We start from the raw sequence: 23850 nt of genomic DNA, 5'->3' as shown, positions 1-23850 counted from the left end.
CTACTTGAAAGAATGGTATCGCGACAGCACGTCGCCGACCACCTCGAGGTCGAACGGCTCATCGAGCCACTCATAGAGCGACCGGAATGCCTCCGGGTTGCCGTTCCACTCCTCATACTGCACATGGAACGCGAGATGATCGAGGCGTTGCGCAACCTCGGTGAACGTTTCCTGGATGCGGGCCAATTTTTTGAGTGCGTCCGGATCCTGGGCCCACCACTTGCTCTGGGCGACATCCTCATGACGCCTCGAGTTGATCAGGAAACGCGAGCCGGGGAACACCAATCGGAGCCACTCGATGAAGTCCAGGACGTCGGGTTGGTACCAGCGAATTTCCTTGTAGCCAGTGACCCGCGTTTCCTGGTCGGGACGCAGAATCGTGGTTGTGATGAGTTTCGCATACTCGCTTAGGGCAACATCGACCGAAAAGTCGTCGACTCCGAAGAATGGATTGGACGGCGTGAGCGGGCCGATCGGGTTCTTTTCACGCTCCTGGAGATCCTTGAATCGACGGTGGTCAGCCAGGAGCGTCTGATGGTACTGATACAGAAAATGCGGGGCCTGATGGTGCTCCCCCCGAATGAGGTAACCAGGGATCGAGTTGAGGAGAGCCTGGAGCGTCGTGGAGCCCGATCGGCCGTAGGTGACGATGAACAGGTGGGAAAAATCCTTGCCACTCGTGTCTGGCATGCTGCTGGCCTTCCTGGCGGGATTGCGGAGACATAGAAACCTTAGGCTACGAGATCGTGGAGTCCCTCTACCGTCCCCCACACGCAACGCATGCCACGGCTGTCGGTGAGGTTCACCCCATCGGTGGCAGACCCTGGCTGGAAGGTGCGGCCCCCGCTGAGGGGAGGAATGGTGGGTCAAGACGCCGGGATGCTTGTGGGGCGCAGCGGCGCGTTGTCGAGCTCTGAACCTGTCGGCCCCGGAGCAGTCCATGTGTCCCGCCCGTGCGTGGTGGCCAGGATGGGCCGCCGGAAGGTTGACTTTCGCCGTCCACCGCCGGTGCAGTTGCGGGGCTGACATCTGGGTTGTGATCTTGCGGGTTGTAATCACTGGAAAGAGAACGCACTTTGAAGCTGTGCAGGCCGGGGCCCAAATGTGCCACCGGTCTGGCGGCAGAACGCCGATATCAATCTGCACGTTCTGCATCTGCCAATGGACGAGACACGCGTGCACGATGCCAGAGGCCTTGTTACCCGAGTATACCGTGGTGCTGACCGTTCACCGCCGTGAGTGACTCAAGGTCTTCACGGTAATTTATACTTGATAAGCGGCGACACCTTGATGGCTGCGCCTGGGTGCTGTAGTGGGTCGTGCTTCCTCACACGTGATAGTCGGGCGTCGCGTCATCAGCTCGCGGGGGCGGAGCCTGAGTTTTGTTCACCGACGCCGCGACGCAGTCCCTGGGGTCAGGACACCCCACGTGTCGCACCACCGAGGTAGGTAGAGTTGGTTGCGCTAGACCGCACTGGTCGCTGGCAGAGTCGGCTGGAGTCACTGAGGGGCCCCGTGCCTCCCACGATCGGAGGAGATGTCGTGACAGATCGGGTGCTGGTCCTCGTGGTGGGCGCCGGCCGCTCCGGTACGAGTTCGCTAGCCGGAGTGCTGAGCCACTTGGGCTTCCATGTCCCGCCGCCGGTTGTGAGTGCCGACCCGTCAAACCCGCGCGGGCATTTCGAACCGCAGTGGGTCGTGGACTTTCACCAACGTATCTTGGCGGCGTCGGGGTATGTCTTTGCTGATGGTGACCCGTTGGCCTCGTCGCGGGTATTGCAGACCGCCCGAAGAGGCGACTACCAGGCTGAGTTGCACGACTGGCTTGACGCCGTATCAGCCTCAGAGACCCGGCTCGTCGTCAAGGACCCTCGGACGGTGTGGGTGGCTTCGCTGTGGGCGGAGGTGGCAGCAGAAATGGGCTTGCGTGTCTGCTATGTCACGATGTTGCGTCACCCTGCGGAGGTGGTGTCCAGCCACTCCCGCCACTACACGCCGGGCAGGGAGGGGAGTGAACGATTGCGGGCGGAGACGGCGCTGCTAGCCGGGTGGATCAATCTCAACCTTGTCGCCGAGGAGGCCACTCGAATGGGCCAGCGGCACTCGATTATGTATGCCGACTTGTTGAGCGACTGGCGTCGCGAACTGGCACCGCTACAGGAGTGCTGCGATCTCCAACTGGACCTCAATGGAGCTGACGCGGCTCGGGTCGATGAATTTGTTGACCCCGAACTGCGGCGGGTTCGGCGCACCTGGGATGGCAATCGGATCCCGCTCGCTTTGCGCAACATTGCCAGTGCGCTCTGGATCGACCTCGAAATGTACGCTCGGGGCAAGGTCGAACAGTCCGAGTACATCGCCAGCGTGGATCGGCACCGGGTTAATTTCCGAAACCTGTACACCGCCTCCGACATGATCGTGCGAGACCGCACCCGCCGGGCGGCGCAGGCGGAGCGGCGCGTTGGCTATAAAGAGGCGCTGGCCGACGCAGCCAAGGCACTGAACTTATTGCGCTGAGCCAGGCGCGCGACGTCCGCCACATTGAGACAACGAATGGATTCGGGTGTTCAAACTTCACCGTCATGCGGATGTCCACACCGCCGCGTGGCACGTCGCGTAGCAATCCAGTCTGGCACGTCGCATGGTCTGCTGGCACGAGGCGTAGTCACGAGCTGCCGGGTGAACGTTCTCCTTAGGCTTTGGGGGCAAGAAGACGTGGCGTTCGAGCGGGGAGGAGGAGGTGCTCCGGGCCTGACCGCACTGGCCGCTGTGTCTGGTACAACCAGCGACGCTTGCAGGGAAGCCTTGGCATGATTACCCCAGTGGAGTTTGGAGCCGCCCGCTACGCGACTCTCAACCGAGAGCCGCAACCCGCACGAGCGGCAGAGGACCCAGGAGGTCTTACGCAGTAGTGTGGCGGTGGTCGTTGTCGTCGGGAGTGAGGTTGTGTTGTGGGTCAGCGTGTTGTGGTGATCGGTTTGGGGTATATCGGTTTGCCGACGGCGGCGATTTTGGCGAGCAACGGTGTTGGGGTTGTGGGGGTGGATGTCAGTGATCGGCATGTTGATGCGGTGAATCGGGGTGAGGTGCCGTTTGTTGAGCCGGATCTGGGGATCCATGTGGCGGGGGCGGTGTCGCGGGGGTTGTTGTCGGCGCAGAAGGACACGCCGAAGGCTGATGTGTACATCATCGCGGTGCCGACGCCGTTCAAGGACGGGCACGAGGCGGACTTGTCATATATCGATGCGGCGACGGACGGGATTATCCCGCAGCTCTCGGGTGGGGAGTTGGTGATTCTGGAGTCGACGTCTCCTCCAGGGGCGACGGAGCGGGTGGGTCAGCGGATCCTGGCGGCGCGTCCGGAGTTGAACCTGAACGCTGAGCCGGATGCGATGACGGTGGATGTGGCGCACTGTCCGGAGCGGGTGTTGCCGGGGCGGGTGATGGTCGAGTTGGTGGAGAACGACCGGATCGTGGGTGGGTTGACTTCGCACGCGGCTCAGCGTGCGAAGGAGTTGTATGAGGTGTTCTGTCACGCGGACATCTTCCTGACGGATGCGACGACGGCGGAGATGGCGAAGCTGACAGAGAACTCGTTCCGGGATGTGAATATCGCGTTTGCGAATGAGTTGTCGATCATCTCTGAGCGGTTGGGGATTGATGTGTTTGAGTTGATCGAGTTGGCGAACAAGCATCCGCGGGTGAACATTTTGCAGCCGGGTCCGGGGGTGGGTGGGCACTGTATTGCGGTGGATCCGTGGTTTATCGTGTCTGCGGCAACGGAGCAGGCGCGGTTGATCCGCACGGCGCGTGAGGTGAATGACGCCAAGCCGCAGTATGTGATTTCCAAGGTGTTGGAAGCAGCTGAGGGCAAGGATTCTCCGGTGGTGGCGGCGTTGGGGTTGGCGTTTAAGCCTGACATTGATGACATGCGCGAGTCCCCAGCACTGGACATCACTAGGTTGCTGGCTGAGGCATTGCCGCAGGGCAAGGTGCTCGCGGTGGAGCCGAACGTGACCGAACTCCCGGCCAAGCTCGCAGGGCACACCAACCTGGTCCTGACACCCGTGCATGACGCCATCACTGCAGCCGACGTCGTCGTGCTGCTCGTAGACCACAAGGAGTTCAAGGCCATGGACACCACCACGCTGGACGGCAAGCACGTCATCGACACCCGCGGCATCTGGCGCAATTGAACCCACAGCCGAGAGAGACGCGTGATGACGAGTGGATCGATGACCACCACCGAGGCCAGTGGCGAACGCCTGTTCCTAGACTACTGCCGCTCACCGGAGAAGTTCTGGCCGGAGCGGGCCCAGCGGCAGGCGCGCAAGATCAACCAGCGACTTCGTAAACTGTCCGTGGAGACCGGTCGTGGTCGGGACGAGGTCCTGACATCGCTCTGGTCCGCCGCGCAGCAGCGCTCCAGAACGCGACGACGCACGGTGCACCTCGCCAACATCGGGAGCTCGGGGTCGCATTGGCTTGAGCACATGCTCGTGGACGGGGCGGGCATGTTGGGCGCCGGCGAAGTTTACCTGCCGCGGGTCCTGCACGACGATATCCGCGGCCTGGAGGGTGTGGACGGTGCCACGTTCACGGACGCGCTCCATCTCCTGCACGCCGGAGGCACGTCGGACGATGCGACAGCAACGGTGGTCCACTCCATGCACTCCGCGAATCCTGATGTCTTCCTCAAAGCAGACCCTGGAACACTCCGCGTGCTCCTGTTGAGGAACCCCGTGGACGTCTGCCTGTCCCGTGTGTTTCGCAAGGGTGAGTACCGGCAGGACGTTGCACCGGACGCCGACGACATGGCTTACCTCCAGCAGAACATCGTCACGATCAAGCAGTTCCTGACCGCTGCCAAGGAGCAGGTCTTTGACCTCGTTGTCCGCTACGAAAATCTGCTGACCGATCCCCTGCCCGTGCTCGGAGCGGTGTGTGCACTGACTGGGACTCCGCTCGATGCGGACCGGCTCGAGCGCACGATTCAGGCGCAGTCCGCGGAGCGACTCGCTGGGAGCTCCGGCGCTCGGTCCACCAACCTGTTCGTCGGGGCGGCGCCAACGGTCCCCGCGCAAGCGCGGCGCCATGCACAGGAGCAGCTCGCCGCTCTGGGGGGCTACTTCGGGTATCCGGTTACCGATGCATGAGGCTCCGACTGCGCGAAGGCCCAGTCGCGAGTTGACCGACATCTTTGTCCCCGTCACGCACGGACCCGCGGCCCGGGAGCGGGCCAGGCACCTTCTCGAGGACGGGGTGATCACTCACCCGAACCTCCCCAAGGTCGACTACGAGGACGGCAGGTGCTGGCTTCGGCCGCTGCCCCGCACGGTCGGCCGCTATATCCACGGAATGCTGTTCCTGGCTGACTGGCACCGGACATACCTGGACGCCGAAGATCCACACCAACCGGAGTCGGTGCTCACGGTTGCTGACATGTTCCTGCGGTGGAAGGACGTGGCACCGCAGGTCGATGACTCCTCCATGGCCTATCACGACGAGACGACCGGGCAACGCCTGATGCAACTCGTGCGGTTTCTCGACGACCACTGGCACGCCCTTGATGATGAGCGCCTGGCTGGCTTGACGGAACTGGCGAACTCCACAGCAGGACTGCTGATGGACGACTCGTTCCACGCTGGCCTCAATAATCACGGCATGTTGCAGGACCTTGCGCTGCTGAGGTACGCCGCCGGGGGTAAGTGGTTCGCGTCGCAGCTGGAGTTGGAGCGCGTGATTGACTGCTCCGTCGCTCGCCTCGAGGAGTACTTCACACGTGCCTTCGCGCGGGACGGCGCGCACGTGGAGAACAGCCCCGGCTACCACCTCATGGTTGCTCGGTTCCTGCGCGACGCACTCCCTGTGTTACGGCAACTCGAGGCGCCTGCCAGTGACCTCCTGACTGATATATACCACCGGGCAGAGCGGTTTGCCGTGCACTCCATCCTCCCGAACGGATATCTCGCACCGCTGGGGGACACGAAGGTGGCGCGAGTGCGGAACACCGGACACCGTGACACGTTCGCCGGCCAGGCATACCGCTACGCCATCAGCGAGGGGGCAGACGGGGTGCAACCGACGGAGGCCACCGCAGTATTCCCCGATAGTGGCTATGCCTTCCACCGCACCTCGTGGAGTGATCCGAACGCCTACCAGATCACCTTCAAGGCTGCTTACCTGTCGCAGTATCACCACCACAACGACGACTTGGCGCTCACCCTCTTCGGTCGTGGACGATGGCTCCTGACCGAGGCTGGCCCGTATGGGTACGAGTACGACAACCCGCTCACCAAGTACGCGTTCTCGCAGTTCGCACACAATACCGTCGTTGTCGACGGACGCTCTCTGCCAAGGGTGGACAAGAGTCCGGGCGGTGTGTCGCTGGAGGATCTGGGAGCTGGTCCTGACGCGCGATGCCTGCACGTGCGAGGAGTCAACACGCGATCGGCGTCGGCCACGCATGCCCGGGAAGTGGCTGTGGACCAGGCTGGCGAGGACCTGGCCGTCACTGTCACCGACACGCTGGAGTCCGCGGACGAGCTCGACCATGACTATGAGGTGTTGTGGCATGTCGGGCCGGGGGTGCACACCTTCCTGCGCAGCCATGGTGTGGAGCTGTATGTGGCGGGTGAGAAGGCTCTGGAGATGGTGTGGTCGGCAGATGTTCCGCTCTCCGTCAGCCTCGAGCGCCCGAGTGCGTCAGGGCGGGTTCGGGCCATGCGGTTTCCGAAGTTCGGAGATCACCGGCCGGGCACGGTGGTGCGCATCAGGCTGCGCGGTGTGAACGCCTCATTGCGAACAACAATTCGCAACAGTCAGTGGTTCTACCGTGACTGGGGGGTGGCAGCCCCGAGGTCGCCCTGGAGGACATGGCAGGACGACGTTCCCGTCAACTATCTGTTGGAGACCAACCCCGCGTCGAAGAACCTCGTAGTTGCGTTCTCCGCCATGGCACCTGACGGGAGTTTCACCTACAACTACAAGCGACTGCTGGACGGTCTGCCGGTCAATCGACTCTATGTGTTGGACGACTTCGGCGAGGGTGGAGCGTATTACTTCTCGGACCACCGCTCAACACATATTCGCGATGCCGTGACGCGGCTTGTGCAGTCGGTGATGAACAGGTGCTCGATCCCCCTCGAGCGAGTGGCCGTCGTTGGCTCCTCCAAGGGCGGGTCCGCGGCGATCATTCACGGCACCAACCTGAAGGTCGGCCGGATCGTCGTTGGAGCACCACAGGTCAACATCGGCTTCCACGTGTCGAGAAATCGACCCAACATCCAGGAGTTCATGGCGGGAGGGACAACCTCTGAGGATGCCGAGTGGCTCGATCGGATCATCCCGGAGGCCCTAGGTGATATTGATCCGGAGACAAGGCTGGACCTTGTGGTGGGCACCCGCGACCATCACCTGAAACGGCACGTCCCCGATCTCGTGGACGCGCTGACCCGCCGCGGGCACCAACACTGGACCGTTCACGAGGTGGATGGACTCACGCACTCGGACATCGGGCCCGCGTTCCGTGACTTTGCCCAAGACCAGTTGCTCGACTGGATCCAAGAGCATGAAGGTTCCCCGTTTGACGGACTGGCGCTCGTGGGGACGGACTCCGGATTGGAGGTCGCGCTCCCTGGGATCGCTCCGAGCCAGAGTGCGGAGATTCGGCTGCTGCGAGGCGAGAAAGTCGTCGAGCGTGTGCCTTACCGGCGGGGACTGCGTTCCTGGCGGTTCGTCGGTCTTGCGGCTGGTGTCTATCGTGCGCGTGTCTACGTGCGCCACGAAGGGACCGAAACGCGTCAGGCCATGACCACCAACCGCGTCACGTGGGGTGGTTAGCCAGGCACGACGAGTGAATTTGTGTTGTGCGCCGACCGTGTTCCTGAGGGCGACAGCGCGTAGACGCGCACGAGATAGCGGCCGGGGGTCACCGCGAACTCGTAACTCGACTCGCGGAGCCACCCGGTTTCGTGGATGCGTGCGTCGTCGCGGTAGATGTGGAAGGCATAGGACCTTGCACCGGCGTCCGAGGTGCCCGCCCGGAGTATGCCTGGGCCGGCGACCGTCAGGGTGTGGCGACGCTGCGGCGCCGCCGGGGTCTGTGCGCTGCTCTCCTCGTGGAGGTCTCGTTCGATGTTCCTGAGCACGCGTCGCCCGGTGGTGCGGGTATTGATCAGGGCCTGGGCGACATAGCGGATCGTGTCCGGTGATGGTGGCTTGTGGCCGGGGCTCATGTCAGCCACGAGGGCCGTGCAATCCGCCTGGTCGCCGTATAAGCCGTCTCCCAGGTCCTCGAAGCCTGCCCGTGCAAAGAAGGGCATGGCGTGATCCCTCACATGGGTGTCACCGCTGTTTTGGAGGTACACGATGCGGCGTAGCCGGGAGTTCAGCCGCCGGGTGGGCAGCGTAATCTCGTGGGTGATGCCGCCACAAGTGAGGGCCGCCGAGCGTTCGCTGCGTGTCATTCGGAGAATGTCTGACGGTGTGCGGGGGAGGACGGCCTTCAAGTAGTCCAGGACCGGCCCCGGCGAGTAGTCGAGGAGATTTGTCTGCGGGTTCCAGACCAGCACGGACGCAGGGTGGCGCAGGCGTGTTGCTGCGTCCAAGGCGGCAAATCCACCGCCACTCCCACCGATCATCAGGAGTTCCTGCGTGGTTCGCCGGGCGACGGCGTTGAGTACTGCAGCGATCGTGGCCTGGAGGGCGGCTCCCGCTCGGCCGGTGTACCAGGCCAGGCGCAGGTAGGCGTTGTCACTCATCGTGGGGTCGGCGATGGAGACGAAGGCGTCGGCGATTTCCGTGCCGAGACGCAGACCAGAGAAGAAGGGGCCGGGGTTGCCGTCGCGCGTGGAGACGGCCCCGGTGAAGAAGACCGGGAGTGTAGTTCGCTGCTTCCTTGCGGCATTGATGCTGCCCCTGATGTACAGATCAAGGTGATTGTCTTGGGGGAGGCGGATGCTGTTGACCCCGGAGGGCCAGGTGCCGTTGAGGAAGGCGACCAGGCTGGGCCACTCTGCCGACACGTCCCCGAAGCGACGGTAGTCACGGGCAGGTGCGTTCACGGTTCTCCCTTGCGCTGCTGTCAGTTGTGCGTCCACACATGGCCACGGACGTGACCCGTGTCCGGTGATCCCTGGTTGTGTTTTGCGTACACCGTCTAGCGCGGTGGGAGACTCGGCATAAGTTTCGCGACCTGCTGGGCTAGCCACCCATGGGCGTCGTCCGTGTAGTGGAACGGGCTGGGACCCCACCGGTGCTCGCGAGTTGACCGAGCCTTGTCCTTGGGCATGGTGATGACGTGCACGCCGAGCGACGCGTAGTGGCGCACATAGCGCCTTAGCTTGGCGTTCATCTCGTCGGGGTCGGGCATCCAGCTGGGTAGTTCTAGTGGCTCCCCGGTATTCAGCACCGTGGTCCACGGGGTGTGGAAGAGCGCGAGGCGGCCGGCAAGCCCCGCCTGTTGGAAGGCCTGGACGACTGCGGAGGCTGACTCTGACCAGAGCGCGAAGTGCTCATCGCTCCCGAAAACCAGGTGCGGCGCGCCTCGGGAAACTGCCTGGCCACCGTTCGACCAGAACTCGACGAGCCGCGTGACATATCCGCCGCCTAGCTGGATTACACCAAACCGTTCGTCGACTAGATCGAGGAGGACGATGTCCGCTTCGCCTGCCTTGCGCCTGACGACGTCGAAGAGATCGCCGCGGATGTCTGCCCGCACCACTCGGTCCTGGAAGGGGGATGAGAGGGTCGGGATGTGCTCCGCAACGCCCTGCGCCGGCCGGCCAGCACTGATGGCAGACTGCCGCGCCGTGTAGTGCACGATGTGGTAGTCGTCGCCCAACTCGGTGACGGTATCGCGGGAGACGCAACTGCCGAAGATATAGACGCCAAAACTCATCCGACCACCGTAGCGGTCAGGGCGTCGTTCACATGCTGAGCGTTGAACAGGAGCTTGCTCGCGTCCTGCACGACCTCCGGGGTGCGGGGGGCGTACAGGACACGCTTGACGATCTCGTCAGTTGATGCGCAGATCCAGTCCCGCGGGTAGATGAGGTCGGCTCCGGGCCAGGCCAGGAGCGCCGGCATGGCCCCACTGGCTGCCCCGTCAGCGATCGTCAGGTGGAAGGACTCGAAGTCACTGACACTCAGGGCGATGCCGATGTGGCGATACCACTCTGTCATGTTGTCGTCGTGCCCCTCCATGAGCACGCTGTCGGGTCGGCTCGAGTTAAGCGCGTCGATGCGGGTGAACTGGTCCTCGAAGTACTGCAGCTCGAGTGGCCGTTGCGCGAGCCAGGGGAGTTCGGATGGGAGCTTGCCACGCACGCGCAGACGATAACTTGGGTCGTGCTGCTGGAGGCCTTCCAACACGTCCAGGGCCAGATCGAGGCGCTTGCTCTGGGGGAGGATGCCGACCAGCCCGATGGTCCGATCTGCTTCCTCCGTCTTGGGCAGCTGCAGGGCGTCCACAGGCACGCCGTTGGGGATGACCACGGTGCGGTTCCGGGGGACACCGTGGCCGCGCACCGCCGCCTCGCGGATCAGCGAGCCCACGAAAATGTAGGCCGCCACGTTGTCGTGCTTGATGCGCGAGAGGTAGGGGCGGCGCAGTTCCTGGGAGTGCACCCGGACGATGAGACGCTGCTCCTTGCCCACGTGCTTGGAGTACCACTCCGCGTTGCCGAGGCCCCACTCACAGAACACGACGTGGGCGGACCTGAGCAACTCCTGGGAGCGTTCCTCATCGTGGTCTGTGTGCGACTGCCATTGGTCGATCTCGACCGGGAAACCCTGCTCGCGCAGGCTATCGATGAACGACTGTGCAAACTTGAGATCGTGACCGGCGACCAGGATGCGGGTGCGCTCGGTAGAGATCCCCACAGTCTGGGGTGTCGCGATGGTGTGGGCGGCGGCGAGCGGGGCGTCCGCGAGCGGCTTGGCCAGGTGAAGCCCGTGAAGGGGTGTGGCAGCGAGGGCCTCGTCCAGCGAGTCGTGCTGCCACAGGTGGGGGCGAGCGACCAAGTCCCAACGCCCGGGCGGCTGGTCGGTCGGGCGTGCGATGGGTGCGTCGGGTGTCAGAGCCTCCGGCGTCGTGCAGGCCAGACCCTGCCAGTCGCCGTAGGCACTGGCACAGATGAGGTCCTCGAACCAGGTCCTCGGCACGGGGCAGGTCAGAGACCCAACGAACTCGGCGCTGAAGTCGTCGGCGTCGTCAACGACCGTGATGCCAGCAGCCTGCAGAGTGTCCCGCAGGTCGGGCCTGTCCAGCGCGGCGACCAGCACCTCGGCAGGCAGGACCGACTGGGCGAGCAGCGACTCCACGAGCGTGGACAGCTCGTCGGGGGAGGTGCCCTGCAGCGCGAGCGCGTAGCTCGGCAACTCCGGGCCGGTCACGGTGAGGCCAGCCGTTCGCGCCACGATGGTCAGTGCCGTGCCCACCGTGTGCCCTCGGGAGACCGCGCGCATCTGCCGCCAGGCTTCGGTCAGCCTGGCCTGGGAGTCCGTCGTCCACGCACGGAAATAGGCGCGCCACTCCACGGGGTCACCGGTGCACGGGATTGCCGAGCCGAACGTCTCGCTGACACCTCGACCCGGTCCAGAGAGCACGACGCCACCGGAGGCAGCGATCTCGACGACCCTGCGGGAGAACATAGACGGAGAGTCCGCCACGGAGTTGACGTTGATGCTCGCGACGTGGGACTTGTAGGACTTCAGCACATCGTCGTAGGGGAGGCTGCCCCGCACGTGCGCCTCGAACTGCGGCGGGAAATGGTAGGGCGAGTCCGGCAGGGAGGCCTGGCGGTCATAGATCGTCAGGCCGTGCGGCTTCGCGGCGCTGAGCATGGCGGCGAGCTCGCGGGAGCGCTGCGCATAGCGGTCGCCGTAGTAGGTGCCAGCGTAGGCAATGCTGGCATCGAAGGGCCGGTCGGTGGGCAGCGGATTGTGGATCTTGGGTTGGGCGTAGAAGGGCAGGGCCGACGCGGTGGCCACCTGTCCCTCGCCCTGGGTGAGATAGGCTGGGATCCGCCCTGCGTCGGTCGTGAAGACGTGGTCGCACAGTGACGCCGTGGCGACGAACCGGTTGAAGTGGACCGGGTCCTCCTTGTTCCAAAAGACTGACGGGATACCGAGCTCGCGGGCAGCCGCCAGCAGGTCCTTGATGTCCCGGTGCTCCTCGGCGCTGTAGCGCCCCACACCTCGGTGCCACTGGCCACCGTTGCCTGACCAGGCAGACTCGATGAACACCAAGTGCAGACCCCCCAGTTGGTCCCGCCACGAGGCTCTCTCCAGCGGAGTGACCTGCACGGTGGCCTGCAGGGTGCTGCTAGTGAACTCGTCGGCAACCAGACCGACGCGCAAGCTGCTCAGCTCCCGCGAACTCACCGCGCTGACGAGGTGGTCGTGGCTCGCCTGGGCGCGGTCGTGGACATCGGTCACCCCACCGGCGACCCGCTCCCAGGTGCGGTTGTCGAGGCACCACAGGCGCCCCTCTCGGCCCAGGGTCGTGCGCGTGTCCTGGTCGGCGATGAGCTCGGCCAGAACAGTCGCCAGGGAGTCCGCGTCACCGGCCGTGAAGAGGCGCCCGCGCTCCTGGCCAGCGCCAGCGAAGACCCGGTGCGGGGACACGTCGGACAGCACAACGGCCTTGCCCGAGCTCAGGGCCTCCAGCGGCTTCAGCGGAGAGACCATCTCGGTCACCGGCAGGGAGAGCCGGGGCAGCGGCATGATGTCGAACAGGCTGATCAGCTGCGGCATCTCGGAGTTGGGCAACCGTCCGAGGAAACGCACCCGGTCGGCGATGCCCAGGTCGCGGGCCATGGCCTTGAGGTCGTCCTCGGCCCGACCCGATCCGGCGAGAACCACCTGGAAGCCGGGTGAGGCCTCGGAGTCCTCCTGCTCGGCGAGCGTGGAGGCAGCCTCTAATAGCAGGTGCAGACCCTCATAGCGGACCATGCTGCCCGCAAAACCGATGACCGGAAGGTCGGTGCGCACCCCCTTCCGTCGGGCGTAGGCCTCGTCCTTGGGCAGGGGCAGGTAGTTCGACGTGTCGACGGCGTTGGGGGCCAAGGAGATCCTGTCGGTTGGCACGCCACGGCGCACCAACTCGTCCTTCGTCTCCTCCGTGATCGCCAGGACTGAGTCCGCTTCGGTCGCCACGAGGGTCTCGAGGCGGACCTGCTGGCTGTATCTCTCCGTCTGTTCCCAGCCCGACTTGTCCGAGGCTTCGGTGATCTCCCACAGGCCGCGGACCTCATAGACGAAGGGGATCCCGAGCCGACGGGCTGCAATCAGCGCGGGCAGCGCTGTCCAGAAGTTCGACGCAGAGTGGATCAGGCTGGGCCGCAGGAGTCGCGCCTCACGCACGTAGGCGTCAGCGGCCTCCAGGATGAATCGGTCGAACGGCGTGCTGGACAGCGGGCTACCGGGCAGGTGGACATACGAGATGCCCTCGATCTCCCCGGTGTGCCGTGCCGTGGCCGGCTTGGCGATGTCGGTCGCGGAGTCCCAGGGGTAGCCCGGGCGGCCCACGACGAAGACGTCCTCGTTGACCATCGCGAGGCCCTTGGCCATCCCGTGCGTGCGGATCGAGTAGCCGTTGGTGTTGAACATCGCGGTGGAGTGGGCGCAGTACATGATGCGGTCCCGCTCGGGCAGATAGGCGGCTCCTCGGGCACGCGGTGGGAGCGTGAAGCCCTGTTCCTTGGCCCGCGCGGCTCCGAGGATGCGCTCAGCGAGGACTGCGTCCTTCCCGGTCAGCTGGGCAGCGATCTCCTCGTGCGCTTCGAGCAGTTCAGCTGGTCTGCTGAACTGCCCCTCGGCATACCAGCTCCGGGAGAGGACGGCCTTGAGGCTGTCCGGACCTGGCTCGCGCTCGAGCCACTCCAGGAGCTCCTCGTAGGACCACTCTGAGAGGCGTCGTAGGCGGGGTGCGTCCTCGGTCCGGAGTGAGTCTGGCGCCGGGGGCAGGTCAGCAGCGCCCAGTGCCGTGTTTTGTCGGGGACTGGCGGAGGTGGCCGGGCGAGGGTCGGCCGCGGGCTGCGCCGCGGCTGTGGTGGAGCTCGCCACCGGCAGGGCCTCCTGCGAGGCCCGCACCGACCTGAGTCCAAACGGGTCGACCAGGTTCCGGCCGATGCGGTAGGACCGCGATCCGCGAAGCCGCTGTAGGTCTTCCTTGAGTCGGGCGGTCTCCTTGCGGTAGGCCTCGAGAGCCCCGTGGGCGCTGCCCAGGCGACGCGTCAGGTCGGCATTGGCGTCGCGGAGCTCGCGGCGCTTGCGTTCTGCCTTCGTGAAGGACTTCTCCACACGGTTAGTCTCGGCGGCGGCTTGCTTGAGGGCCCTCTCAAGCTCCGCGATCCGCGCACGGTTGCGCACGTCCCGGCCCATGAGCCCCTGGTACTTCGACAGGGCGTTCGGGTCCGCCGCGAAGTCCGCCTCCAAGAAGCGGCGCAGTTCCGAGGCCTCTCGCGCCTCGTCCGGATGAAAGCTCACGAACCCTCCCGTGCCACGTGCTGAATCACCGGTCCATCCTGTCACGAGTCAGCCGTCTAGGAGGGTGACACGGGAGCGGCCAACGACGGATGATCACGTGGCTGGGTTGGGGTGGGTGGGCGGTAGTGTGGCTGGGACCGTTTGTTGTCGTCAGTGAGGTGCGGGTATGGATCGGCGTGTTGTGGTGATCGGTTTGGGGTATATCGGTTTGCCGACGGCTGCGATTTTGGCGTCCAATGGTGTCCACGTGGTGGGGGTTGACGTCAGCGACAAGCATGTTGATGCGGTGAATCGGGGTGAGGTGCCGTTTGTGGAGCCGGATCTGGGGATCCATGTGGCGGGGGCGGTGAGCAAGGGGTTGTTGTCGGCGCAGAAGGACACTCCGGCGGCGGATGTGTTCATCATCGCGGTGCCGACGCCGTTCAAGGACGGGCACGAGGCGGACTTGTCATATATCGATGCGGCGACGGACGGGATTATCCCGCAGCTCTCGGGTGGGGAGTTGGTGATTCTGGAGTCGACGTCTCCTCCAGGGGCGACGGAGCGGGTGGGTCAGCGGATCCTGGCGGCGCGTCCGGAGTTGAACCTGAACGCTGAGCCGGATGCGATGACGGTGGATGTGGCGCACTGTCCGGAGCGGGTGTTGCCGGGGCGGGTGATGGTCGAGTTGGTGGAGAACGACCGGATCGTGGGTGGGTTGACTTCGCACGCGGCTCAGCGTGCGAAGGAGTTGTATGAGGTGTTCTGTCACGCGGACATCTTCCTGACGGATGCGACGACGGCGGAGATGGCGAAGCTGACGGAGAACTCGTTCCGGGATGTGAATATCGCGTTCGCGAATGAGTTGTCGATCATCTCCGAGCGGCTCGGGATCGATGTGTTTGAGTTGATCGAGTTGGCGAACAAGCACCCGCGGGTGAACATCTTGCAGCCGGGTCCGGGGGTGGGTGGGCACTGCATCGCGGTGGATCCGTGGTTCATCGTGTCTGCGGCCACGGAGCAGGCGCGGTTGATCCGGACGGCGCGTGAGGTCAATGACGCCAAGCCGCAGTATGTGATCTCCCAGGTGTTGGAGGCCGCGTCGGGTAAGGAGTCGCCGGTGGTGGCGGCGTTGGGGTTGGCGTTCAAGCCCGATATTGATGACATGCGGGAGTCGCCGGCGTTGAACATCACCGGGTTGCTTGCTGAGGCGTTGCCGCAGGGCCGGGTGCTCGCGGTGGAGCCGAACGTCAATGAGCTCCCGGCCACCCTGGCCGGGCACACCAACTTGGCACTGACACCGTTGGAGGAGGCCGTGGCGGCGGCTGATGTGGTCGTGCTCTTGGTGGACCACAAGGAGTTCAAGGCCATGGACACCGCCGCACTTGAGGGCAAGACCGTCATCAACACCCGCGGCACCTGGCGCAACTAGGCCCGACCACAAGGGGGAGGTGGGCCTCAGGTGTCCCTGACTCGCGAGTTGGTCGACGTCTTCGTTCCTGTTGTCACGGAAGCTGCGGCACGGGACCGAGCGAGGAGATTCCTCGCAGACCGGGTGATCTCGGCACGCGACTTTCCGGACATCGCGTTTGACAACGGCGGGTGCTGGACCGCCGACGTGTCGCGAGCGCACGCCCGTCACCTGCACGGGTTCATCTTCCTGGCCGACTGGCACCTCACCGTGCTTAACCGTGACGTCACCGACGACGTCGTGGTGCGACGGGCCGCGTCGCGTGGCGTCGACCTGCTGCTGCGCTGGCAGGACGTCGTGGCAGCGCGGGACGACCTCCCCATGGCTCACCACGACGAGACGACGGCTCAGAGGCTCATGCAGCTTTGCCGCTTGCTCGACGACCACGGTGACGTCATCGAGGACGCTCGACGCGACCAGGTGGCGACCCTGGCCACGTCGACTGCCGAGCTGCTTGTCACCGACGACTTCTATGCCGGGATCAACAACCACGGCATGTTTCAGGATCTGTCCCTGCTGCGCTTCGCGGCCAGCAGCGAGACGTGGCTGCCGCGCACCGAACTGGCCGACCGTGCGACGCGGTGCGCCGCGGAGCGGCTGAGTGACTACTTCAGCGTCGCCTTCACCCGCGACGGCGTGCACGTGGAGAACAGCCCGGCGTATCACCTGATGGTCGCCCGCAGCCTGCGCGACGTCATCCCCGCCGTGCGTGCCGTCGATCCCGACCAGGCGGTTGTGCTCGAGCGGATCTACGAAGGGGCGGAGCGGTTCGCCGTCCACTCGGTCCTGCCCGACGGGACCATCGCCCCGTTAGGAGACACCAAAGTGCTCACCGTCGGGCGCAGCGGTCACCGGAGCACCTTCACCGGCCCCGCCTATCGCTACGTCACGCGCAATGGCCAGGAGGGCGAGCCTCCAGCCGAGCGATCGGTCGTCTTTGCCCACGGCGGTTATGCCATGCACCGCACTGCCTGGGGCGACCCCGACGCCTATGTCATGACCTTCAAGGCGGCCTACCTCGCGCACTATCACCACCACTGTGACGACCTGGCGCTCACGGTCTTCGGCCGAGGCCGGTGGCTGTTGTCCGAGGCTGGCCCGAATGGCTACGACTACAAGAACCCCCTGACCAAGTACGCCTACTCCCAGCACGCCCACAACGTCGTTGTGGTCGATGGCCGGTCGCTGCCGCGGGTGGACCAGGAGCCAGGGGGAGTGCACCTGGTGGACCGTCTCGCGGAGCCGCTGTCGAACCCGCCCGGCGCCGCGCGCACCGGGCTGCGCGCACTGCTGCGGCGACGCGTTGGGAGGGCGGCGACCGCACCGGACTCACAGCTAGCACCGGTCAAGGACCACCTGATGCACGTCACCGGCACCAACAGTCGCTTTGCTGCAGCGGTCCACGCCCGTGACGTCCGGGTCCGAGAGCCAGGCGGCAACCTGCACATCCTGGTCACCGACACCGTCGAGCACCAGGACGGCCAGGAGCACGACTACGAGGTGCTCTGGCACATCGGCCCCGGGGTGGAGGTCACCCTTCACGACACGGGCGCCGAACTGGCCGTGGGTGGGTCCACCGTGCTCGACCTGTCCTGGTTCGGCCCGGGGACGCCGAGGGCCAACATCATCCGACCGCGCGACACCGGCCGGGTGCAGGCGATGCGCTTCCCGCGCTTCGGACGGCACGAGCCGAGCACGGTCATCCGGGTCGCCAGCCGAGGCCGCGGTCTGCGCCTGACGACGACGATCCGTGCCGGCGACTCGCCGGGTCTGACCTGAGCGCTCAGCCCAGTGCGATGGTCGCCAAGCGGCGGAACACGTCTGCGGCGTCGAACCGCTCCCGCACGACCGCCTGGATCGGCTCGGGGTCGCGTGATGCGTTGAGCACGCGCTCCACGATCTGGTCGGTGCTGGCGCTGAGCCAGTCGCGCGGATAGATCAGGTCGGACCCGTCCCAGGCGAGCACGGCGGGCAGTGCGCCACTGGCGGCACCGTCGGCGATGGTGAGGTGGAAAGACTCGAAGTCACTGACGCTCAGGGCAACCCCGATGTGGCGATACCACTGCGCCATGTCGTCCCCGTGGCCGTCCAGCACGACGGCGCCGGGCCGCGCAGCGTTGAGCCGATCGATCCGGGCGAACTGCGCGTCGAACCAGGCGAGTTCGTCCGGGCGGTCCTTCATCCACGGCAGGTCGGCGGGCAACTTGCCCTTGACCCGCAGTGTGTAGTCCTCGCCCCGCTTCTGGAGCCCCTCCACGATGTCCAGGGCCAGATCGAGTCGCTTGCGCTCGGGCAGGATGCCGACCAGGCCGATGGTCCGGTGGGCGTCTGCGGTCTTGGGCAGGGCCAGGGCATCGACCGGCACGCCGTTCGGGATGACCAGTGAACGCTCACGGGGGACGCCGTGGCCACGGATCGCAGACTCCCGGATCAGTTCTCCGACAAAGACATATGCATCGACGTTGGCGTGCTCAGTGCGGGCGAGGTAGGGGCGGTCCAGCTCCTGCAGGTGCACCCTGGTCACCAGGCGCTGACCGGGCCGGACCCGGTGTGAATACCACTCCAGGTTGCCCAGACCCCATTCGCAGAAGACGGTGTCGGCCTGGGCCAGCAGGGCGAGGGAGCGCTCCTCGTCGTGCTGGGTGTGGTTGTCCCAGACGTCCAGGTCGACCTGGGCGCCGCTCGCGCGCAGCGCGTCGATGAGGCCGCCGGCAAACTTCAGGTCGTGGCCCGCCACGACAACCCGGGTCTCCGTATGCCGCTCGCTGACGGCCACGGACTCGTCACCGCGGTCGGTGGCTGGCTGGGCAGCAGGGAGCGGGGTCAGCAGGTGCAGGCCCGCGCGGCCGGCGCCCGTGAGAGCCTGGCCCAGAGCAGGTGAATCGTGAGCGTCCTTGCGGGACACCAGATCCCACCGGGTCTCCGGGCGGTCGGTGGGCTCGGCGATCGGGTCCGCAGGGTGCAAACGAGCATCTGAGCCGGCCTCGAGCGCGTCCCAGTCGCCAAAGCGGGTGGCCAGCAGGAGATCCTCAAACCAAGTGCGGGGCCGCACATGATCCAGGACTCCGACCCAGTCGGCCGTGACGTCGCTGGGGCTTGCCACGACCTCAACCCCGGTGGCTTCCAGCAGGTCAGCGCTCGAGCCGTGGCCCTCGCCGAGGACGACCTGGACGGGAAGCACGGACTGGGCGAGCAGCGACTCCACCAGATCACCCACGCCCGCCTGGGCGTGCGGGGAGTCCAACACCACGGCATACGACGGCAGGGTCGGCCCGGTGACCGCCAGCCCCGCCGTGCGGGCCACAATCGTCAGGGCGGTGTCGGCGGTGTGTGAGCGGAGCACGGCGCGCAGTTGGAGCCAGGCCTCGCGCAGCCGCTCCTGCGGGTCGTCGGCCCAGGTGCTCAGGTGGGCCCCCCACACCGCCGGGTCAGCCGCCGTCGGGATGGCCGAGCCGAAGGTCTCGCTCACGCCCCGGCCGGGGCCGGAGAGCACCACGCCACCGGAGGCAGCGACCTCGACCACGCGCCGGGAGAACATCGAGGGTGAGTTGGCCACGGAGTTGACGTTGAGGTTGGCCAGGTGGCTCTTGTAGGACTTGAGCACCTCGGCGTAGGGCAGGCTGCCGCGCACGTGTCGGACGAAGCGCGGCGGGAAGTGATAGGGCGAGTCCGGGTTGTCAGCCTGGCGGTCAAAGATCGTCAGGCCGTGTGGCAGGGCTGCGGCGAGCAGTGCGGCGAGCTCGCGGGAGCGCTGGGCATAGCGATCGCCGTAGTAGGTGCCGGCGTAGGCGACGGTCGGCTCGAAGGGGCGGTCGGTGGGCAGCGGGTTGTGGATCCGCGGCTGGGCATAGAACGGCAGGGCGGAGACCGTGCGCAGGGTGGGCTCGCCGTGCTCGAGATAGGCCGGGATGCGGCCGGCATCGGTGGTGAAGATGTGGTCGCACAGCGACGCGGTGCCGACGAACCGGTTGAAGTGGACCGGGTCCTCCTTGTTCCAGAACACAGACGGGATGCCGAGCTCCCGGGCAGCCGCGAGCAGGTCGACGATGTCCTGGTGTTCCTCGGGCTCGTATTGCCCGACGCCGCGGTGCCACTGGCCAGCGTTGCCCTCCCACGCGGACTCGATGAAGACCAGGTCCAGGCCAGGCAACTGCTCGTGCCACGTGGCCCGTCCCAGTGGTGTCACGTGGACACTGGCCTGCAGAGTCGTGGTGGTGAACTCGTCGGCGACCAGGCCGACCCGCAGGCTGGGCAAGGTCCGGGACTCGACCATGTTGACTGCGTCGTCGTGGTTTTGCTGCGCCCGCTGGTGTGCCTTTGCGACCTCCGGGGCGACATGGGTCCAGGTCCGGTGGTCCAGGCACCAGAGGCGACCGGCGCGGCCGAGTCCCAGGCGGCGGTCCTTGTCGGTGACCAGTTCCTGCAGCGCCCGCGCGAGGGCCTCGGCATCGCCGGGTGGGACCAGCAGGGCGCGGTCCTGGTGGTCCCCGGCGAAGATTCGGTGCGGGGACACGTCGGAGAGCACCAGTGCCTTGCCGGCGCTGAGAGCCTCCAGCGGTTTCAGCGGCGAGACCATCTCGGTCACCGGCAGCGACAGCCGCGGCAGCGGCATGATGTCGATCGTGCTGAGCAGTCGGGGGATCTGCGCCTGCGGCAGACGACCGAGGAAGAGCACCCGATCAGTGAGCCCGAGCTCCTGGGCACGGGCCTTGAGTGAAGCCTCGGCCGCGCCGGAGCCGGCCAGGACAACCTGGAATCTGGCCGCCGCGTCGGGGTCCTCCTGCCGCGCCAGCAGGGCGACCGCGTCGAGCAGGACGCTCAGCCCCTCGTAGTCCACCATGCTGCCGGTGAAGCCGATGACTGGTCGGTCCGTGTGGATGCCCTGTTCACGGGCATACGCAGCGTCGGTGGGCAGGGGCAGATAGACGTCGGTGTCGACGGCGTTGGGGGCCAGCGAGATCTTCTTCGCCGGGACGCCCCGCCGGACCAACTCCTGGCGGGTCTCCTCCGTGATGGCCAGCACCGCGTCCGCCTCGGTCGCGACGAGGGTCTCCATCTCGACGTGCTGGGCATAGCGCTCCGTCTGCTCCCAGCCCTCCTTCGTCGAGGCCTCCGTGATCTCCCAGAGCCCGCGCACCTCATAGACGAACGGCAGTCCTAGGCGGCGCGCCGCGATGAGGGCCGGCAGAGCAGTGCGGAAGTTGGACGCAGCATGGACCAGGCTGGGCCGCAGGAGGCGGGCTTCGCGGACGAAGGCGTCCGCGGCTTCCAGGACATAGTGGTCAAAGGCCGTGGCGTCGATCGGGCTGGCTGGCAGATGGACGTAGGTCACGCCATCGAGCTGCTCGGACTGCCGGACGCGATCGGGCTTGGCGGTGTCGATCGAGGAGTCCCAGGGATAGCCCGGGCGGCCGACGACGCACACGTCCTCGCCGCTGGCCAGCAAGCCCGTCGCCATGCCGTGCGTGCGGATCGAATAGCCGTTGGTGTTGAACACCGGCGTGGAGTGGGCGCAATACATGATGCGACCACGCTCGGGGAGGTGGGCGGCTCCGTGTGCCCGCGGCGGCACCCCGATGCCGTGCTGGTCGACCCGGTCACCGCCCAGGATCCGGCGCGGCAGGATGGCGTCTGTGCCGGTGAGCTCCCCGGCCACCTCGGCGTGCCGCTCGAGGAGGCGGGCCAGGTCGCTGACCAGTCCCTCCTGAAACCACCCCCGCGACAGGACGGCCTTGAGACTGTCCGTGCTCGGCTCGCGCTCCAGCCAGTCCTTGAGCTCCTCAAAGGTGTATTCCGCGAGCCGCAGCGGCGTGTCCGACTCGGACGTGAGCGGAGGGCGCGGTGCGCTCGCCACGTTGTCAGGAGCAGTGCTGACGGCTCCCTGGGATGCGGGCGGTGGCGCAGTTGCCGTGTCCGGTTTCGTCGCGGGATCCCCCGCAGTCTTCTGCGCAGCACGTCCCCACCGCGTCCCGAGGGGGTCGGCGATGCGCTTTCCCAGCCGATAGGACCTCGAACCGCGCACCCGCTTCAGGTCTGCCTTGAGCCGGGCGCTCTCCTTGCGATAGGCCTTGAGCGAGCCGTGAGCCGTGCCCAGTCGTCGGGTCAGATCGGTGTTCTTGGCCTGCAGCGAGGCGAGTTGACGCTCCACCTCCGCGAGGCGGGCACTCTGGTGGGCGTCCCGGTCGCGGAGTTCCTGATAGCGGCTCGGCGCCTCGGGGTCTGCAGCAAAGGCCGACGCCAGGACACGCTTGAGCGAGGCTTCGTCACGTGTCTCGTCCGGGTGGAAGTTCACCGGTCAGCCCCTCTCGTCGTCGCCTGGCAGGGCCATCCTGCCAGGTCAGCCGTGGGGATCAGCCAGCAAACTCTTCGGGCCGCTGGGTGCCGTCCAGCAGGTGCGAGATCGCGGCCACGCTGCGGGCGGCAGCCTTGCCATCGCCATAGGGGTTGACCGCATTGCCCATGACGGCATAGGCGGTTTCATCATCCAGCAGCGTGGTCACCTCGGTGACGATCCGCTCCTCGTCGGTGCCGATCAGCTTGACGGTCCCGGCCTCGACGGCCTCGGGACGCTCGGTGTTCTCGCGCATCACCAGCACCGGCTTGCCCAGGGAGGGCGCCTCCTCCTGGACGCCGCCGGAGTCGGTGAGCACGACCGTGGAGGCCGCCATGACGCGGGTGAACTCGCCATACGCGAGCGGTTCGGTCACCAGCACGTTGGGCAGGTCCTTGATGTGGGGCAGGACCGCCTCGCGCACGATCGGGTTGCGGTGGGCCGGCAGCACGATGGTCAGGTCGGGATAGCGCTCACCGATCCGACGCAGGGCACGACCGACGCCCTGCATGGCGTCGCCCCAGTTCTCCCGACGGTGCGTGGTGACCAACAGGATCTTGTCGCCGTCGGCGACGTGCTTGGCCAGGCGCTCGTCGGCAATCGGCAGTCCCTGCTCGACCGTGTGCAAGAGCGCGTCGATGACGGTGTTGCCGGTGACCACGATCAGGTCATCGGAGATGCCCTCGCGCGTCAGGTTGGCCTTGGACGTCGAGGTCGGCGCGAGGTGCAGGGCCGCGACCTGGGTGGTGATCTTGCGGTTGGCCTCCTCCGGGAAGGGGGAGTGGATGTTGCCGCTGCGCAGCCCGGCCTCGAGGTGCACGACGGGGATCTGACGATAGAAGGCCGCGATCGAGGCCGCCGCGACGGTCGAGGTGTCGCCCTGCACGAGCACCGCATCTGGAGCGTTTTCCAGCAGCACCGGGTCGAGGCGCTCAAAGACCTTGGCCATCAACACGTTGAGCGTCTGCCCGTGCGCGAAGACGTCGAGGTCAAAGTCGGGGACGATCTCAAAGATGTCATTGACCTGGTCGAGCATCTCGCGGTGCTGCCCGGTGACGGCCGTGAGTGACTCAAACTGGTCGCTGGCCTCGAGGGCCTTGATCACCGGAGCCACCTTGATGGCCTCGGGTCGGGTGCCATAGATGGTCATCACACGCTTGGGTGACGTCATGGTGTCGCGCTGCCTCTCAGGACGGTGCAGTGGTTTGGGTCCATCATCCCAGGACGGGCCAGCAGGGAGGGACGAGGCCGTTACTTCTTGGCCTTCTTGGCATTGGCGTCGTTCGCTGCGTCTCGGGCGTCCACGAGTGCCTGGGGCAGGTGGCCCGTGGACTTCTCATAGATCTTGGTGGCCTGGCGGTTGGCGACCAGCCGGCTCAGGCCGACGATCGCGCCGGAGAGCACCGCGAAGGCGATGGCCTCCTTGATGTCGATGTCCGGGTCCTCGGGGTTGCTCGGTGAGTCACCGCCGGAGACAAACTTCCACGTCCCGTCGGTCAGTTTGCGCGCGACGATGCTCGCGCCCACGGCCGCACCGGCCGCCATCACCTTCCACATCAAGTTACCCATGGGCCCT

The 23850-nt window shown here is 66.0% G+C and carries 13 protein-coding genes; 6 read left to right on the top strand and 7 right to left on the bottom strand.

The genetic code is table 11. The features are described from left to right. A complete protein-coding gene (locus tag NF556_RS19810; protein ID WP_252592909.1) occupies positions 1 to 690 on the bottom strand; it encodes a sulfotransferase in 690 nt (229 codons plus the stop codon). Positions 691 to 1542: 852 nt separating this feature from the next. Here NF556_RS19810 and NF556_RS19805 point away from each other — a divergent pair. From NF556_RS19805 to NF556_RS19790, 4 genes are all read left to right on the top strand, one after another. Then, on the top strand, positions 1543 to 2517 hold the full coding sequence (locus tag NF556_RS19805; RefSeq protein WP_252592908.1) for a sulfotransferase family protein: 975 nt from the start codon (positions 1543 to 1545) through the stop codon (positions 2515 to 2517). Between the two features lie 434 nt (positions 2518 to 2951). Then, positions 2952 to 4196 (top strand): UDP-N-acetyl-D-mannosamine dehydrogenase, encoded by a 1245-nt coding sequence (wecC, locus tag NF556_RS19800; protein ID WP_252592907.1) that lies wholly within the window; start codon positions 2952 to 2954, stop codon positions 4194 to 4196. A gap of 39 nt (positions 4197 to 4235) precedes the next feature. Next, entirely contained in the window at positions 4236 to 5156 is a 921-nt protein-coding gene (locus tag NF556_RS19795) for a sulfotransferase (protein WP_252592906.1), read from the top strand. Positions 5157 to 5262: 106 nt separating this feature from the next. After that, complete coding sequence (locus tag NF556_RS19790) at positions 5263 to 7842, top strand: heparinase II/III domain-containing protein (protein WP_252592905.1); 2580 nt, start codon at positions 5263 to 5265, stop codon at positions 7840 to 7842. Here NF556_RS19790 and NF556_RS19785 read toward each other — a convergent pair. From NF556_RS19785 to NF556_RS19775, 3 genes are all read right to left on the bottom strand, one after another. After that, entirely contained in the window at positions 7839 to 9065 is a 1227-nt protein-coding gene (locus tag NF556_RS19785; RefSeq protein WP_252592904.1) for a hypothetical protein, read from the bottom strand. The genes NF556_RS19790 and NF556_RS19785 overlap by 4 nt on opposite strands. Before the next feature lie 95 nt (positions 9066 to 9160). Next, a complete protein-coding gene (locus NF556_RS19780; protein ID WP_252592903.1) occupies positions 9161 to 9901 on the bottom strand; it encodes a DUF6270 domain-containing protein in 741 nt (246 codons plus the stop codon). Beyond that, positions 9898 to 14493, bottom strand: a complete 4596-nt coding sequence (locus NF556_RS19775; RefSeq protein ID WP_252592902.1) for a glycosyltransferase — start codon at positions 14491 to 14493, stop codon at positions 9898 to 9900. Before NF556_RS19775 ends, NF556_RS19780 begins: the two co-directional genes overlap by 4 nt. Before the next feature lie 166 nt (positions 14494 to 14659). Between NF556_RS19775 and wecC (NF556_RS19770) the strand changes: the two genes are divergently transcribed. Together wecC (NF556_RS19770) and NF556_RS19765 are read left to right on the top strand one after the other, a co-directional pair. Next, positions 14660 to 15904, top strand: coding sequence for a UDP-N-acetyl-D-mannosamine dehydrogenase (gene wecC / locus NF556_RS19770; RefSeq protein ID WP_252592901.1), 1245 nt, complete (start codon positions 14660 to 14662; stop codon positions 15902 to 15904). Positions 15905 to 15934: 30 nt separating this feature from the next. After that, a complete protein-coding gene (locus tag NF556_RS19765; protein WP_252592900.1) occupies positions 15935 to 17722 on the top strand; it encodes a heparinase II/III domain-containing protein in 1788 nt (595 codons plus the stop codon). A 4-nt stretch (positions 17723 to 17726) separates the two neighbouring features. On the opposite strand, the gene NF556_RS19760 is transcribed toward NF556_RS19765, so the two are convergent. The 3 genes from NF556_RS19760 to NF556_RS19750 all read right to left on the bottom strand — a co-directional run bounded on the left by NF556_RS19760 (position 17727) and on the right by NF556_RS19750 (position 23843). Next, positions 17727 to 22235 carry a glycosyltransferase gene (locus NF556_RS19760; protein ID WP_252592899.1) on the bottom strand — a complete coding sequence of 1503 codons (4509 nt, stop codon included), beginning with the start codon at positions 22233 to 22235 and terminating at the stop codon, positions 17727 to 17729. A gap of 58 nt (positions 22236 to 22293) precedes the next feature. Beyond that, the gene (gene wecB / locus NF556_RS19755) at positions 22294 to 23445 is read right to left on the bottom strand and encodes a non-hydrolyzing UDP-N-acetylglucosamine 2-epimerase (RefSeq protein ID WP_252592898.1); all 1152 of its coding nucleotides are present in this window, start codon (positions 23443 to 23445) and stop codon (positions 22294 to 22296) included. 80 nt (positions 23446 to 23525) lie between these two features. Further along, positions 23526 to 23843 (bottom strand): DUF4235 domain-containing protein, encoded by a 318-nt coding sequence (locus NF556_RS19750; RefSeq protein WP_252592897.1) that lies wholly within the window; start codon positions 23841 to 23843, stop codon positions 23526 to 23528. Between the last annotated feature and the right edge of the window lie 7 nt (positions 23844 to 23850).

The sequence above is a fragment of the Ornithinimicrobium faecis genome, from assembly GCF_023923225.1.
Classification (GTDB): domain Bacteria; phylum Actinomycetota; class Actinomycetes; order Actinomycetales; family Dermatophilaceae; genus Ornithinicoccus; species Ornithinicoccus faecis.
This window is presented reverse-complemented; position numbering and strand designations above follow the sequence as displayed.